This window comes from Bradyrhizobium sp. B120 (assembly GCF_049075665.1).
GTDB lineage: Bacteria > Pseudomonadota > Alphaproteobacteria > Rhizobiales > Xanthobacteraceae > Bradyrhizobium.
In genome coordinates this window covers 5,602,393-5,617,735 of the sequence record NZ_CP185242.1, presented here as the reverse complement: position 1 = coordinate 5,617,735, position 15,343 = coordinate 5,602,393, and the positions used below count along the sequence as shown (strand labels likewise).

Annotated in this window: 15 protein-coding genes; 9 read left to right on the top strand and 6 right to left on the bottom strand. The window is 64.9% G+C overall.

The annotated features are described in order from the left end of the window. Positions 1 to 2: 2 nt before the first annotated feature. The 4 genes from ACOIX3_RS26105 to ACOIX3_RS26090 all read right to left on the bottom strand — a co-directional run bounded on the left by ACOIX3_RS26105 (position 3) and on the right by ACOIX3_RS26090 (position 4,490). Entirely contained in the window at positions 3 to 773 is a 771-nt protein-coding gene (locus ACOIX3_RS26105; RefSeq protein ID WP_420964889.1) for an SDR family NAD(P)-dependent oxidoreductase, read from the bottom strand. An 11-nt stretch (positions 774 to 784) separates the two neighbouring features. Further along, on the bottom strand, positions 785 to 2,449 hold the full coding sequence (locus tag ACOIX3_RS26100; RefSeq protein WP_420964888.1) for a thiamine pyrophosphate-binding protein: 1,665 nt from the start codon (positions 2,447 to 2,449) through the stop codon (positions 785 to 787). A gap of 118 nt (positions 2,450 to 2,567) precedes the next feature. Next, the gene (locus tag ACOIX3_RS26095; RefSeq protein WP_420964887.1) at positions 2,568 to 3,794 is read right to left on the bottom strand and encodes an ABC transporter substrate-binding protein; all 1,227 of its coding nucleotides are present in this window, start codon (positions 3,792 to 3,794) and stop codon (positions 2,568 to 2,570) included. A 234-nt stretch (positions 3,795 to 4,028) separates the two neighbouring features. Continuing rightward, a complete protein-coding gene (locus tag ACOIX3_RS26090) occupies positions 4,029 to 4,490 on the bottom strand; it encodes a PACE efflux transporter (RefSeq protein ID WP_420964886.1) in 462 nt (153 codons plus the stop codon). Between the two features lie 149 nt (positions 4,491 to 4,639). Between ACOIX3_RS26090 and ACOIX3_RS26085 the strand changes: the two genes are divergently transcribed. Beyond that, positions 4,640 to 5,530 carry a LysR family transcriptional regulator gene (locus ACOIX3_RS26085; RefSeq protein WP_420964885.1) on the top strand — a complete coding sequence of 297 codons (891 nt, stop codon included), beginning with the start codon at positions 4,640 to 4,642 and terminating at the stop codon, positions 5,528 to 5,530. 97 nt (positions 5,531 to 5,627) lie between these two features. Continuing rightward, complete coding sequence (locus ACOIX3_RS26080) at positions 5,628 to 6,356, top strand: SDR family oxidoreductase (protein WP_420964884.1); 729 nt, start codon at positions 5,628 to 5,630, stop codon at positions 6,354 to 6,356. A 25-nt stretch (positions 6,357 to 6,381) separates the two neighbouring features. Here the strand turns inward: ACOIX3_RS26080 and ACOIX3_RS26075 are convergent, their stop codons facing one another. Together ACOIX3_RS26075 and ACOIX3_RS26070 are read right to left on the bottom strand one after the other, a co-directional pair. Beyond that, positions 6,382 to 7,599 (bottom strand): diguanylate cyclase domain-containing protein, encoded by a 1,218-nt coding sequence (locus tag ACOIX3_RS26075; protein ID WP_420964883.1) that lies wholly within the window; start codon positions 7,597 to 7,599, stop codon positions 6,382 to 6,384. A gap of 253 nt (positions 7,600 to 7,852) precedes the next feature. Continuing rightward, positions 7,853 to 8,512 (bottom strand): TetR/AcrR family transcriptional regulator, encoded by a 660-nt coding sequence (locus ACOIX3_RS26070; RefSeq protein WP_420971793.1) that lies wholly within the window; start codon positions 8,510 to 8,512, stop codon positions 7,853 to 7,855. Positions 8,513 to 8,779: 267 nt separating this feature from the next. On the opposite strand from ACOIX3_RS26070, the gene ACOIX3_RS26065 reads away from it, so the two are divergent. The 7 genes from ACOIX3_RS26065 to cynS all read left to right on the top strand — a co-directional run bounded on the left by ACOIX3_RS26065 (position 8,780) and on the right by cynS (position 15,327). Then, positions 8,780 to 9,322: an OsmC family protein gene (locus tag ACOIX3_RS26065; RefSeq protein ID WP_050402025.1), complete on the top strand. Its 543-nt coding sequence runs from the start codon at positions 8,780 to 8,782 to the stop codon at positions 9,320 to 9,322. 35 nt (positions 9,323 to 9,357) lie between these two features. Next, positions 9,358 to 10,485 (top strand): acyl-CoA dehydrogenase family protein, encoded by a 1,128-nt coding sequence (locus tag ACOIX3_RS26060; RefSeq protein WP_342728137.1) that lies wholly within the window; start codon positions 9,358 to 9,360, stop codon positions 10,483 to 10,485. Between the two features lie 47 nt (positions 10,486 to 10,532). Further along, entirely contained in the window at positions 10,533 to 11,411 is an 879-nt protein-coding gene (locus tag ACOIX3_RS26055) for a sulfurtransferase (RefSeq protein ID WP_420964882.1), read from the top strand. Positions 11,412 to 11,517: 106 nt separating this feature from the next. Continuing rightward, a complete protein-coding gene (locus ACOIX3_RS26050; RefSeq protein ID WP_420964881.1) occupies positions 11,518 to 12,909 on the top strand; it encodes a CmpA/NrtA family ABC transporter substrate-binding protein in 1,392 nt (463 codons plus the stop codon). A gap of 157 nt (positions 12,910 to 13,066) precedes the next feature. Further along, a complete protein-coding gene (ntrB, locus tag ACOIX3_RS26045) occupies positions 13,067 to 13,906 on the top strand; it encodes a nitrate ABC transporter permease (RefSeq protein WP_420964880.1) in 840 nt (279 codons plus the stop codon). A 2-nt stretch (positions 13,907 to 13,908) separates the two neighbouring features. After that, the gene (locus ACOIX3_RS26040) at positions 13,909 to 14,820 is read left to right on the top strand and encodes an ABC transporter ATP-binding protein (protein WP_420964879.1); all 912 of its coding nucleotides are present in this window, start codon (positions 13,909 to 13,911) and stop codon (positions 14,818 to 14,820) included. Between the two features lie 18 nt (positions 14,821 to 14,838). Next, complete coding sequence (gene cynS / locus ACOIX3_RS26035; RefSeq protein ID WP_092115321.1) at positions 14,839 to 15,327, top strand: cyanase; 489 nt, start codon at positions 14,839 to 14,841, stop codon at positions 15,325 to 15,327. Positions 15,328 to 15,343: the final 16 nt, after the last annotated feature.

The window sequence follows — 15,343 nt, the reverse complement described above, 5'->3', positions numbered from 1 at the left end:
GCTCAGGCGGCGCTGTAGCCGCCGTCGACCACTTGCGATGCGCCGGTCATGAAGGACGCCTTGTCCGAGCACATCCAGACCACGGCCTCCGCAATTTCCTCGGGCACGCCCAGGCGACGCGCGGGCACCTTGGCGATGATTTCGTCGTAACGTTCGTCCATCGTCTCCTTGGTCATCGGCGTCTTGATGTATCCGGGATTGACGCAGTTCACGCGGATGCCGTCCTGGGCGTATTCGATCGCAGCAGACTTGGTCAGCCCGACGACACCGTGCTTGGCCGCGACGTAGTGGGCCGACGTGGCAAGGCCGACTAGCCCGGCGATCGAGGCGGTGTTGACGATCGCACCGCCGCCGCCCTGCTTCAGCATCTGCGCGACCTCGTATTTCAGGCACAGGAACACGCCCATCAGATTCACCGAAAACATCTTCGCCACGGAGGGCTGCGTGAGCTCATGGATGCGCTGGCCGGGCGGGCCGACGGAGCGCCCGGCCACGCCGGCATTGTTGAACGCGCAATCGATGCGCCCAAACGCCGCCACCGTGCGGGCCACCATGTTGGCGACATCGGCCTCGTCGGTGACGTCGCCCTGGATCGCGATCGACTGGCCGCCCGCCGCATTGATGAGCGCGACGGTCTGTTCGATGCCATCCTTCGAGAGGTCGGACACCGCCACGCGCGCGCCTTCGCGCGCCATGGCAATTGCCGTTGCCCGGCCGATGCCGGAGCCGCCGCCCGTCACCAATGCGGCCTTGCCGTCCAGAATGCCTGCCATCAGAAGCTCCTCTAGCGCTTGCCTTCGATCGCGATCTCGACGAGGTAAGGCCGCTGCGCCGCTATAGCGTTTGCGACTGCGCCGGCGATGTCGTCCGCCTTCTCGACTTTGACGGCCTCGACGCCCATGCCGGCCGCGAGATGCACGAAGTCGAGCGCGGGACCGGTGATATCCATGTTCTGATAGGGATGCTGGGTGCCGGCCTCGAAATTCTGTCGCCAGACGTCCACATTGTGCTTGAGGATGCGGTACTCGCGGTTTGCGAGCACCACGAACACGATCGCAAGCTTGTGGTGCGCGGCAGTCCACAGCGCCTGGATCGCGTACATCGCCGAGCCGTCGCCGGAGATCGCGACAACCGGACGGTCCGGCATCGCGACCTTGACGCCGATCGCGCCGGCAAGACCCTGGCCGATGCCGCCGCCGCGGCCGCCGAAATAATCGCCGAAGCCGCGATAGTCGAAGGCGCGGGCGAGATCGAGGCTCGCGGTGATGCTCTCATCGACGATGACCACATCATCAGGCAGGCCGCGACGCAGTTCCGCGGTGACGCGCGGCATCGAGCTCGGCTCGCGGTTCCAGCTCTTCTCGACGCGCGCGCGATAGGCTTCCTTCTCTCTCGCCTGTAGTTCGGCCAGCGCAGCGTTGCGGTTTTGCGCGGCGTGCCTGAAGTCCGCGCTCGCCTTGGCGCGCAACGCGTCCGTCAATGCACTGATGCTGACCGCGATGTCGCCGACAATGCCGGCATCGAGCCGGTTGTTGAGGGCGAGACGCTCGGTTGAGGCTTCGATCTGGAGCAGGGACGCGCCGTCGGGAATGTGGCCATCAGGCGCAAACCAGATGTCCTCGAAGAACGGGCCGCCGATCAGCAGCACGAGATCGGTATCGCCGAGCGCCTTGCGCACCTGCCGGGCGTCGCCGGGGAGCGACTGACGATAGCTCGGATGGTTGGTCGGAAAGGGCGCGTGATGCCGCAGCCCTTCGAACCACACGGTGGCGCCGATCGCTTCTGCCAGTGCCACCAGTGCTTGCTCGCCGCCCGACCGCGCCACGTCGTCGCCGGCGATGATGGCCGGATTCTTCGCCTTCAGCAGCAGCGCAAGCAGCGCCTCGATGCCTGCCGGATCGGGGCGTGTCGACCGCCATAGATTGTCCGGTGTCGATGCATCGACCGCGGTCTCCTGTTCCAGGACGTCGATCGGGAGCGATACGAACACCGGCCCCTGCGGCGCATCGGTCGCCACCTTGAACGCGCGGCGCATGATCGGGGCGATCTCGTCGGCGCGCTCGATCTGAACGCTCCACTTCGTCACAGGCGCCGCCATCGCAACGAGGTCGTGGCCGAGCAGCGGATTGTTGAGCCGCATGCGCGTGTCCTGCTGACCCGCCGTCACGACCACGGGCGAATTTGCTTTCAGCGCGCCATAGAGCGAGCCGATGCCGTTGCCAAGACCGGGAGCGACGTGCAAATTGGCGACGGTGACGCGTCCCGATGCCTGCGCATAGAAGCTGGCGGCGCTGACGGCGACGCCTTCATGCAGCGCCATGATGTATTCGAGTTGCGGAAATGCCGGCAGGCTGTCGAGCAGCGGCGTTTCGGTCGTGCCGGGATTGCCGAAGATATGACGCACGCCGTGCGACACGAACGATTCCATCAGCACACGGCGTCCGCGCATTCACTTCCTCCCGGTTGGTTCGGCTCCGTTTCGCGCATCATCGGCCGATGAGCGGCCGATGGCAACCGCGAGACGGCTCGCGCACGCGGCGTTGGTTTCCGCGGAACGCGGTGGACGATCACGCCTTCGAGATGCCGCCGTCAATCACGGGGCCCATTGGCTCGTAGCGTTCGCCGCTGAAGCGCGTCAGTTGCAGTTGCTCGAGCGGATAGTAGTCGGTCGGCGAGGTGTTGATCTTGATGCCCGGCAGCAGCATGTCGGATTCGACATCCCTTAAATTCGCCGCCTGCTTGATGATGTTTTCGGGCGAGACGTCGTTGCCGCATTGCTTGAGCACCTGAACCAGGATCTGACTGGTGAGATAGCCGGTGACGGCGTAGATGTCGTTCTTGGCCGCCGCCGGATCGTATTTGTCGAGGAAGGCGCGCCATTTCTGAATGGCGGGATCGCTGTCCCAGGCGGCGTCGACGGGATCCTTCAGATAGGCGCTGGAAATGATCCCCTTGGACACGTCGAAGCCCGCGGCCTTCAATGTCGAGCCGGCGGAGGAAGCGTTGTTTCCGATGTAATGCGCCGGCTGCCAGCCGAGCTCGGCGATCTTCTTGATGCCCTGCGCGGCAAATTTCGGCGTGGTCATGCTCATGAACACGTTGGCGCCCGCGGATTTGCAGCGGACCACCTGGCTGTCGATGGTCGGATCCGCGGTCTCATAGGACAGCTCGGCGACGATCGCGGAGGTCTTGCCGCCGAGTCCGTCCTTGAAACCCTTCAGCACGTCGCGTCCGAAATCGTCGTTCTGGTAGACGATGCCGATCTTGGGATCATTCTGTGTCGACAGGACGTGTTGCGCGAAGGCCCGGCCCTCGATCTGGTAGCAGGGCTGGAAACCCATGGTGTAGGGGAAGTTCTTGTAGTCGCCGAACTTGGTGGCGCCCGAGGCGATGAAGAGGTGCGGGACCTTCTTCTGGTTCATGTACTTCATGATCGCCGCATTGGTCGGCGCACCGAGCGGCGCAAACAGCACGTCGATCTCGTCGCCTTCGACCAGCTTGCGCGCCTGTTCCACCGTCTTGGCCGGGCTGTAGGCGTCGTCATAGGTGATGTACTTGATCATGCGGCCGTTGATGCCGCCTTGCTCGTTGATCATCTTGAAATAGCCGCCGGGCGTGCGGCCGATCGACGAATAGACCGCAGCCGGTCCCGAATAGGCGTCGATGTTGCCGATCACGATCTCGGTCTTGCCCTTGGCAATGGCGGGCTTGCCGAGCAGCAGCGTGGCCGAGGTGGCGGCAGCGCCTTTGACGAGATGGCGGCGGGTGAGGTGGGGGGAACGATTCCCTGGCATTGTAGTCCTCCGCTTCTTCTTGTTGGCCGCTTTGGCATTGTTGGCCGTTTTGGCAGCCTCTGACGGGCATGTCGGCCCGAAGCATTCCACAGCGCTCAAGCCGGATCAAACCAGTGTATGAGCGCGGCGCAGCGGAACTTGTGCGCAGTCGCTACCATCAGGAATATTGCTGTGGTGTCAGGGTCCGGCGCGGCGCGCAGATCACATGATCCGAGGCGCCGCGCCGAATACCGATCAGGCCGGCAGGGCTCGGCTTGCCGTGCGACCGTGCGCGCTGAGCTCGCGCACCGGAAACACGCGGTCGTAAGCGATGTTGAAGACGAACGCGTAGACCAGATAGAACGCGACGATCGAGATATCCATCATCAGCGCGGCCCACGGCGAGATGCCGAGATACCAGGCGACGAACGGGATCAGCAGCACGATCAGGCCGGCCTCGAACAGCATCGCGTGCGCGACACGGATCGGCATCGTCTTGATGACACGACCGGTGACGCGAACCAACGCGTGGTCGAAGCCGAGGTTGAACAGCAAGTTCCAGATCGTCGCCACCGTCGCCGAGACGACGCCGATGACGCCCATATGGGCCACCGGCTGATTGAACAGCCATGCGGCTGCCGGCGTGAAGATGGCGATACCGATCAGTTCGAACAGGACTGCGTGCCTGATCCGGTCGGAGAAGGAACGCATAGACATTTTGAAACCCTTTCTTGATTCTTGTTTTGACGCGTTTTCTTCATGCGAACCGGTATCCACTTCGCTTGAAAACGCTCTCGCCGTTGCGACGGGGTTTCTATCTGATATTGTGGGATTACAAAGTTAGATAATATCTGGAAAAGAGATAGATGGCCGTTTCCATGGACCAGCTCGAATCCTTCGTGGCGGCGGCCGAGCAGGGCTCGTTCTCCGGTGCGGCACGGCTGCTGAAGAAAGCGCAATCGGCCGTCAGCACCCACGTCGCCAATCTGGAGACGGACCTCGGGATTGCGCTGTTCGACCGGACCGGCCGCAACCCGGTGCTGACCGAAGCGGGGGCGCGGCTGTTGCCGGAAGCAAGATTGATCCTCGACCGCCGCGAGCATCTGATCGGGGTCGCCAGCAGTTTCGAGGCCCATGTCGAGAAGCGCCTGGTGGCGGCGATCGACGAGCTCTATCCGGAGAGCGCGGTCGGCGAGCTGTTTGCGGAATTCGCCAAGCGCTTTCCCCATGTTGAAGTGGAGCTGCTGTTTCCGATCATGGAGGACGTCAGCCGTCTCGTGCTCGACGGCAAGGCCGATGTCGGCGTGATGTGGCGGCAGGAGCATCTGCCGCCCGAACTCGGCTTCAAGACCATCGGCTGGGTGCCGCTGCAGCTCGTCTGCGGCAAGAACCATCCGCTGGCGCATGGCCGGGTGGACTGGGAGGAGCTGAAGCGGCATCGCCAGATCATGGTCACGGTGCGCAATGAAGGCACCGAGCGGCACCGGCTGCGTGTCGCAGCGGAGGTGTGGTGGGTCGAGAGCCATTGGGTGATCCTGCAGATCCTCAAGCAGGGCGTCGGCTGGGCGCTGATCCCGGGCCACATCATGGCGAGTTCGCAGATTGCCGAAGAGCTTGCGGTTCCCGAATTGGAATTCGACGAGGGCGCGCATCCCGTCGCGCTCGAAGTCGTCTGGCACAAGCAGCGGCCGGCGGGGCCGGCGGCAAAATGGCTGCGTCGCCGCTTCGCCACGCGGCCGCCGATGCTCCGCATGTGACAGGACATGCAACGGACAGCGTCGTGCATCGCATGGGGAGCTGACATCGCGACCGTGATGTGTTGCCATGCGTGCCGCACTGACAAAGGTGGAGACGATGGCGACGCAATTGGAAGGCAAGGTCGCGGCCGTGACCGGGGCGGCGTCAGGCATTGGACTTGCGAGCAGCGAGGCAATGCTGGCCGCGGGCGCGCGCGTGGTGATGGTCGACCGCGACGCGGCCGCGCTGCACGCGCTCGCCGGCAGGCACGGCGATGCGGTGATCCCGCTGGTCATCGACCTGCTCGATCCGAAGGCCTGCGCGAGCCTGCTGCCAAAAATCCTAGAGAAGGCCGGCCGGCTCGACATCCTGCACGCCAATGCGGGGATCTATGTTGGCGGCGACCTCGTCGATGCCGATACCGGCGCGATCGATCGGATGCTGAACCTCAACGTCAACGTCGTGATGAAGAATGTGCACGACGTGCTGCCGCACATGATCGCGCGCGGGACCGGCGACATCATCGTCACGAGCTCGCTCGCCGCGCATTTTCCGACGCCGTGGGAGCCGGTCTATGCCTCGTCGAAATGGGCCATCAACTGCTTCGTCCAGACGGTGCGGCGCCAGGTGTTCAAGCACGGTATCCGCGTTGGCTCGATCTCGCCCGGCCCCGTGATCAGCGCGCTGCTCGCGGACTGGCCGGCGGAGAAGCTCGAGGAGGCCAAGGCTTCGGGCAGCCTGCTGGAGGCGAGCGAGGTTGCCGAGGTCGTGATGTTCATGCTGACCCGGCCGCGCGGCATGACCATCCGCGACGTCGTGATGCTGCCGACGAATTTCGATCTGTAGCGCGGCGTTCCTGCCGGACGTCGTCTCAGGCGGCGCCGCGATCGAGCGCCGGCGTGGGGTCCATATTCGTCAGCCGGCGCAGCGCCGCAACATTGGTGGCGACGGAGGCCAGGCGGCATTGTGCCTTGCCGTCGGATTTGGCTTCATAGAGCGCGGCATCGGCAACGGCCAGGAGCTCCTCGGCCTCGGTGCCGTGCTCGGGCGATACGGCGACACCGACGCTGACGCCGACCTTTGCGAAGATGCCGTCGGCGAGCCGGTAGGGCATCGTGACAGCCTGGATGATGCGATGGCCGATCCCGAGCGCCTGCTCCGCGGTGACGCCGTTCGCCAGCACCACGAATTCGTCGCCGCCGAGCCGCGCGATCACCGCGGTCTCGGGCAGAGCGCGCCGCAGCCGCTCGGCGGCCAGCATCAGCACCTGGTCGCCGGCCGCGTGGCCATAGGTGTCGTTGATCGGCTTGAAACTGTCGAGGTCGAGGAACAGCAGCGCGAACGGCCTGCCATGTCCGGCCGGAGCCGCCAGCTTCGTGTTCAGCGCGGCGACGAAACCGGCGCGATTGCGCAGGCCGGTGAGGGTGTCGTGATGGGCAAGATGGCCGTTCTCGCGCTCGGCGCGCATGGTTGCGATCAGCATCTTGTTGAGGCGGAAGGCCGCGACCGACATCGCCGCGAGATACATCGGCACTTGCAGGAACACGATGAACAGCAGCGGCTCGCCGGCCAGCGCTGCGCCAGGCACGATCGGGCCGAGGCTGAGCAGGATCATGGTTCCGGCAAGGCGCGGCGCGCTGAAGTTGCGGAAGCAGATGCCGCCGACCATCGCCGCTGCCGACAGCGAGGCCAGCATCGCAACCACCCAGTCGCCGCTTGCAAGGCTGATCAGGATGCCGAAGCCGACGCTGGCGCTCCAGGCGACCGCAAGGACGAGGTGCGGATCGGTCGGCGTCGGCCGCCCTTCGCGTGCCGCGCGATGCGCAGCCACGAGCACCGTCAGTCGCGAGAGGCAGATGGCGAGTTCGAGGATGACCCAGGCGATGAACGGCGCGGTCGGTTCGCGGATCGCAATCACGGCCGCGACGGCGACCGTATTGACCGCGCCGGCCGCGAACACCGGCAGCGAGCCATAGAGATCCCCGATCAGCGCCGAGCGGATGTCGTCGGGCACGCCCGGACCCGCATCGGCGAGCCAGCGCGTCACGCCCCAGCGCGGCTGGCTGTATCGTCCTTTTTCGGACTGCATTGTTCTTGCCCCGTACTTTCACGTGGCAACTGACCCGGCCGGAGCTAACAGGCGTTTAAGGCCGCGGCGGATCGCACGGTGTGATTGACGACCGGTAAATCCGGCGGGCGATCGCGCCGCCGAATACCGATGCCGGCGGCTGTGCTGCGACCGTTGGTCGCGACGATCCGTTCGGCAGGCGGCTCATGGTCGGGCGGGCGTGCCGATCAAGGCGGGCAACGAGGTGATCGGGGGCGTCGCTCGATCGCGGCGCCTAGACTGCCATGAGTTCGTCCGTGCGGCCCGTGCGCTTCGCCTTCTTCAGCTTGGCCGGCGCGAACAGATTGCTTGCGGCGAGGCCCGCGGTGTCGGCGACACCGGGATCGCACGACACCATGGCGGCGACGATGGCGCCGTCGATCAACAGCGCGAGCTGGTGCGCGAGCACGGCCGGTTCGCTCGCGCCCATCTCGCCGGCGAGCTTCTCGATATGCGCCAGCACCACCTTCTTGTGCTTCAGCGCAATGTTGCGGAACTGCTTGGCGTCCTTGTCGTGCTCGGCGACCGCGTTGATGAAGGGGCAGCCGTAGAAGCGTTCCTCGGCGAACCAGCTCTTCAGCGCAGGGAAGATCCGCGCCAGCTTGGTCTGCGGATCGCCGCCGCCGGCCTCGATCGCGCCGATGAACCACTCACGCCACTGCTTGCCTTCGCTTTCCAGCACGGCATGCACCAGGTTGGTCTTCGAGCCGAACAATTTGTAGAGCGTGGTCTTGGCGGTTCCGGCCTCGTCGATGATCGCATCGATGCCGGTGGCGTTGATGCCGTTCTTGCAGAACAGATGCGTCGCCGCGCTGAGCAGGCGGCCGCGCGCGGATTCGTCGTCGCCGGCGGCGAACGCGGCGGCAGGTTTTTTCTTCGCAAGCGATTTGACCATGCGCGGCAGTAAATCGGAGCGCGGCGAAATCATCAAGCCGCATCTTCACGGGGGCGGGCATGTGCGCCGTCCTGCGCTCAAAATAATCGCTGCGGCGCGGCAGATGCACCGCGTTTGAGCAGCCGCGCCCTGATCAATCCGCAGGCAGGCGCAGCTAAGCGTCTGCGGGATTTCGCCTTTTGATTTGGCGGCGGACTGGCACGCTTCGTGCAGGAAACAGACCGTTCGGTATCCTTACCCAATCCATCGCTCCCAGGGAGAAAACTGATGACCGCTGTCGCTCAAAAAACCGCACTGACCGGCTGCCTCGCGCCGATCGACAGAGGCGGGCTCGAGCAGCTGATTGCCAACGGCAAGGCCAACCCGAAGGTCATCAAGACCTTGAAGTGCAGGACGGTGGCCGAGGGCAAGTTCCGTCACGCCAACTACATCCGCAACCTCGCGCCCTACATCGTCGACGAGCCGCCGGGCCTGCTCGGTGACGACACCGCGCCCAATCCCTCCGAGGCCTCGCTCGCCGCGCTCGGCTCCTGCCTTGCGGTCGGCCTGCACGCCAACGCGGTGCATCGCGGCTGGATCGTCAACAAGCTTGAGTTGGAATTGGAGGGCGATCTCAACATCACCGCGGTGTGGGGCACCGGCGACGTCAGCGAGAAGCCGGTCGGCTTCACCGATGTCCGCGTCAAGGTCGACATGGAATGCGAGGGCGTCGCGCAAGACGAGATCGACGCGCTGGTGGCGCATGTGAAGAAGTGGTCGCCGGTCGCCAACACCTTCACCCGCCCCGTCAATCTCGAGGTCAGCGCGTAAGGCTCGATCGGCAATTCCAGGTGCGGAGACCAACCATGGGTTCACTGGCTTTATCGCGGGTCGCAGCTCAAGATCCCGCACCGACCATCACGGACGAGGTCGCGCGCCTCGCCCGTCAGGAGCTGGCACCGCTCGCGTCCGCGATCGATGCCGGCTCGGTCTATCCCGGCGAATTCCTGCGCCGGCTCGGCAAGGTCGGGGCGTGGAGCAGCCACGTGCCGCAGGAAGGGCCGGCCGACCTGCGTTGGGCGATCCAGTCGATGGCCGCGCTCGGCGAGGTCTGCGGCGCCACCGCCTTCATGGCGTGGTGCCAGAACACGCTGGTCTGGTACGTCGCCAACTCCACCAACATGAAGCTCGCAGCGCGCTTCGGCAACTGCTTCTCCAGCGGGCGTGCGCTCGGCGGCACCGGGCTTTCCAACCCGATGAAGAGCTTCTTCGGCATCGAGCGGCTGAAGCTGAAGGGCCGCAAGGTCGATGGCGGCTACATCGTGCGCGGTGCGCTGCCCTGGGTGTCCAATCTCGGCCCCGACCATTATTTCGGCACGATCTTCGAGCGCGAGGACGAGGGCAGCAAGGGCGAGCCGGGCAGCACCGTGATGTTTCTTGCCGATTGCTCCGATCCCGCGATCACGCTGACGCCGTGCAAGCCGTTCCTGGCGATGGACGGCACCGGCACCTACGGCGTCCAGTTCCGCGACGTGTTCGTGCCGGACGAGCTGATCCTCGCCGAGCCGGCTGCGCCGTTCGTCAAGAAGATCCGCGCCGGCTTCATCCTGCTGCAGGCCGGCATGGGCCTCGGGCTGATGAAGGATTGCATCAACATCATGGACGAGGTCCATGCACCGCTCGGTCACGTCAACCGCTATCTGCCGCAGCAGCCGCTGCAATTCCGCGAGCTCTATGCCGAGTTCGAGAAGGAGGCGATGACGCTGGCAAGCGATCCCTACAACACCGATGACAGCTATTGGCGCCGCGTCGTCGCGCTGCGCCTGCGGATCGGCGATGCCAGCGTCGCGGTCGCGCATGCGGCGATGCTCCATTGCGGCGCGCGCGGCTATCTGATGAGCCACCGCGCCCAGCGCAGGCTGCGCGAGGCCTATTTCGTCGCCATCGTCACACCTGCCACCAAGCAGCTGCGCAAGATGCTGGCGGACGGGTGAGGAGAGTTCGGGACCACCACAACTGCAACCACAAACAGGAGAGAGCCATGACGGACGTTCTGATCACCGCCGGCGAACTTGCCGAGCTCGTCAAGAAAGAACCATGTGTCATCATCGACACGCGGAATCCGGATGCCTATGCGGCCGGCCATTTGCCCGGTGCCGTCAATGTGCATGACGTCTTCACGTTCCTTGCGACCTCGACGCCGGAAGGAATCCACGAACTGAAGACCAAGTTCGCCGACGCGTTCGGCGCCGCCGGTCTCTCCGGCAAGGAGACCGCCGTGATCTACGAGCAGTCGATGAATTCCGGCTTCGGCCAGTCCTGCCGCGGCTACTACCTGCTGACGATGCTCGGCTATCCCAAGGTGAAGGTGCTGCATGGCGGCTTCGACGCCTGGAAAGCCGCCGATCTGCCGGTCACCACCGACGTTGCGGTGCCGCCAAAGGCCTCCTTTGCGATCGTGCCGGAGGCCGGCGACATCATGATCGACGCCAAGGCGATGCTGGCGGCGGTCGGCAAGCCCGGCGTCGCGATCCTCGATGTGCGCGACGTCGACGAGTGGATCGGCGAAAGCTCCTCGCCCTACGGCAAGGATTTCTGCCCGCGCAAGGGCCGCATCCCCGGCGCCGTCTGGCTGGAATGGTACCGGATGATGAAGCCGACCGGCGAGGGTCCGCGCTTCAAGTCGAAGGACGAGATCCTGGCGGAATGCGCCACCGTCGGTATCTCGCAGACCACGCCGGTCTATCTCTACTGCTTCAAGGGCGCGCGCGCCTCGAACACCTTCCTGGCGCTGAAGAACGCCGGCGTGAAGGACGTGCGGATGTACTTCGGCTCCTGGAACGAGTGGTCGCGCGACCCGGCGCTGCCGATCGACGAGGGTCTGCCGACCGCGGCCGTCGTCACGGACAAGGCGGCATAGAACCTGCATGTTTGTTGGCGTTCGGCGGCGCAAAACGCGGCCGGACGCCGATCAATGCACGGGATCGCGGAGCTCTCCGCGCCTCGGTGCGACAATGGGGCGCAGCATGTCCACGTCAGACGATCCCTTCGACGCCGATCACGCGCTCATCCGATCGGGCTGCGCCTGTGGCCGGCATCGCTCAGTCGCCGAGCATGCGCATGCCGCGCGCACGCTGCGCTGCGAGCCGGTCGCCGACATCAGTGAGGAGAAGCGTTACGAGGGTATCGTCGCGTCGGCGGTGATGCGGGCCGTGTTTCCGCAGGACGTCGCGCGCCGCGCCTTCCTGAAATCGGTTGGCGCCGCGACCGCGCTCGCCGCGCTGTCGCAGTTCTTCCCGCTGAAGACGGCGACGGAGGCGTTCGCCGACGCCGGACCACCCGAGAAGAAGGACTTGAAGGTCGGCTTCATCCCGATCACCTGCGCCACCCCGATCATCATGGCGGCGCCGCTCGGCTTCTATGCCAAGCAGGGCCTCAACGTCGAGGTGGTGAAGACCGCCGGCTGGGCCGTCATTCGCGACAAGACCATCAACAAGGAATACGACGCCGCCCACATGCTGGCGCCGATGCCGATCGCGATCTCGCTCGGGCTTGGCGCCAACGCGATACCCTTCACCGTGCCCGCGATCGAGAACATCAACGGGCAGGGCATCACGCTTGCCATCAAGCACAAGGACAGGCGCGATCCGAAAGATTGGAAGGGCATGAAGTTCGCCATTCCGTTCGACTACTCGATGCACAATTATCTGCTGCGCTATTATCTCGCCGAGCACGGGCTCGATCCGGATACCGACGTGCAGCTCCGCTCGGTGCCGCCGCCGGAAATGGTCGCCAATCTGCGCGCCGACAACATCGACGGCTTCCTCGCGCCCGACAACATCTGCCAGCGCGCGATCTATGACGGTGTCGGCTTCCTGCACATCCTGTCCAAGGAGATCTGGGACGGCCATCCCTGCTGCAGCTTTGCCGCCAGCCGCGAATTCATCACGACGGCGCCGAACTCCTTCGCGGCGCTGACCCGCGCGATCGTGGACGCCACCGGCTTTGCTGCGAAGGCCGAGAACCGCAAGCAGATCGCGGAGGCGATCGCGCCGGCCAACTACATCAATGCGCCTGTGACGGTGCTGGAGCAGGTCCTGACCGGCACCTATGCCGACGGCCTCGGCGGCGTGAAGACCGACCCCAAGCGCGTCGACTTCGATCCGTTCCCCTGGCAGTCCTTTGCGGTGTGGATGCTGACGCAGATGAAGCGCTGGGGCCAGATCAAGGGCGACGTCGACTACAAGGCGGTCGCCGAGCAGGTCTATCTCGCCACCGACACGAAAAAGGTGATGGCCGAGATGGGGCTTGCGCCGCCGACGAGCTCGTACAAGTCGTTCTCGGTGATGGGCAAGATTTTCGATCCGGCCAAGCCCGACGATTATCTCGCGAGTTTCAAGATCAGGAAGTCATCGTGAGAGGCGAAATTCTATCCACGCCGTCGTCCCTGCGAACGCAGGGATCCATACGCCGCGCTCTCTCGGTTCGGCGCGCTGGGAGACACTCAGCGCAGCAATTGGGGCCGGTGGTTATGGGTCCCTGCTTTCGCAGGGACGACGTGGGGAGGGAGCGCACATGACGCTCTCCCTCCGTCTCCGCGCCGCCATCGTCTCGCTTGCGCTGCTCGCGGCCTTCCTCGGCGCCTGGCACCTTGCCACCCGCGGCACGGGCGCAACTGCCAATATGAGCCCCGAATACGCCAAGCTGATGGGGCTGACCGCGACGCAGGGCAAGTCGGCGATGCCCGGGCCGCTCGATGTCGGCGCCAAGCTGTGGGAGCATCTGAAGCGGCCGTTCTACGACAACGGGCCGAACGACAAGGGGCTCGGCATCCAGCTCGCCTATTCGATCGGGCGCGTCGGGCTCGGCTATCTCATTGCGGTCATCGTTGCGATCCCGCTCGGCTTCATGATCGGGATGTCGCCTTTGATCAGCAGGGCGCTCGATCCCTTCATCCAGCTGCTGAAGCCGATTTCGCCGCTGGCCTGGATGCCGCTCGCGCTCTACACCATCAAGGATTCCTCGATCTCGGCCATCTTCGTGATCTTCATCTGCTCGGTGTGGCCGATGCTGCTCAACACCGCGTTCGGCGTCGCCGGCGTGCGCAAGGAGTGGATCAACGTCGCGCGGACGCTCGAGGTCGGCACCATCAGGCGCGCCTTCACCGTGATCCTGCCGGCGGCGGCGCCGACGATCCTCACGGGCATGCGGATCTCGATCGGGATCGCCTGGCTCGTGATCGTTGCCGCGGAGATGCTCGTCGGCGGCACCGGCATTGGCTATTTCGTCTGGAACGAGTGGAATAATCTGTCGATCACCAATGTGATCATCGCGATCCTTCTGATCGGCCTCGTCGGCATGCTGCTCGACCAGGTGCTGGCGCGCTTCACGCGCATGGTGACGTTTCCGGAGTAGCGATGACCGACAAGTTCATCTCCATCGAGGGAATCGCCCGGCGTTATCCCGGCGCCGGCGGCGGCGTCACCACGGTATTCGAGGACTTCTGGCTGTCGATGGCGCGCGGCGAGTTCGGCTGCGTGATCGGCCATTCCGGCTGCGGCAAGACCACGGTGCTGAACATCCTCGCCGGGCTCGACGAGCCGAGCGAGGGGACTGTCATCGTCGACGGGCAGGGCATCGAGGGCACCAGCCTCGACCGCGCCGTGATCTTCCAGAGCCATGCGCTGCTGCCGTGGCGCACGGTATCAGGCAATGTCGGCTATGCCGTGAGCTCGAAATGGCGCAAATGGGACCGCGCCCGGGTCAGGGCCCACGCGCAGAAATTCATCGATCTCGTCGGGCTGACCGGCTCTGAGCACAAGCATCCGTCGGAGCTGTCGGGCGGCATGAAGCAGCGCGTCGGCATTGCGCGGGCGCTGTCGATCACGCCGAAGATCATGCTGATGGACGAGCCGTTCTCGGCGCTGGACGCGCTGACCCGCGGCACGCTGCAGGACGAGGTGCGGCGCATCTGCCTGGAGACCGGGCAGACCACCTTCATGATCACCCACGACGTGGATGAGGCGATCTTCCTCGCCGACAAGATCTTCCTGATGACCAACGGGCCCGGCGCGGTGCTGGCCGAGATCGTCGAGAACCCGCTGCCGAAGGAGCGCGGCCGCATCGACCTGCACCGTCATCCCTACTACTATGCGCTGCGCAACCATATCGTCGATTTCCTGGTCAGCCGCAGCAAGAGCTTTGCGGCCGACGTGACCGGTCACGATCCGCGCCGCGTGCCGACGGTGCGGCCCGGTGTCGGCGAGCCGGTGATCGTCTCGCCGCCGCGCGTCGTTGAACCCAATCCCGCGCAGAGCGTTGCGCGCTGAACCGAAGGAGGAAACCCCATGAAACGCGAAGACCTCACCGAAAAGCTGCTCGACATCAAGCGCGAGAAGGGCTGGAGCTGGAAGCATATCTGCGAGAAGATCGGCGGCTATTCCGAAGTGCTGATCGTGGGCGCGATCCTCGGCCAGATGAAGCTGACAAAACCGCAGGCGGCCAATGCCGGCGAGCTGTTCGGGCTGTCGAAGGCCGAGACCGCGATGCTCAACGAGGTGCCGATGCGCGGCGCCGGCACGCCGATGCCGCCGACCGATCCCCTGATCTACCGCTTCTACGAGATGGTGATGGTCAACGGCCCGGCGTGGAAGGCGCTGATCGAGGAAGAATTCGGCGACGGTATCATGTCGGCGATCGACTTCGACATGGCGATGGAACGTGTCGCGAATCCGAAGGGCGATCGCGTCAAGATCACGATGTCGGGCAAGTTCCTGCCCTACAAATATTATGGCGCCAGCGGCAACGTGCCGGAATACGGCTTCAAGGAAGAGTGACGGACGCGAAGGGCGG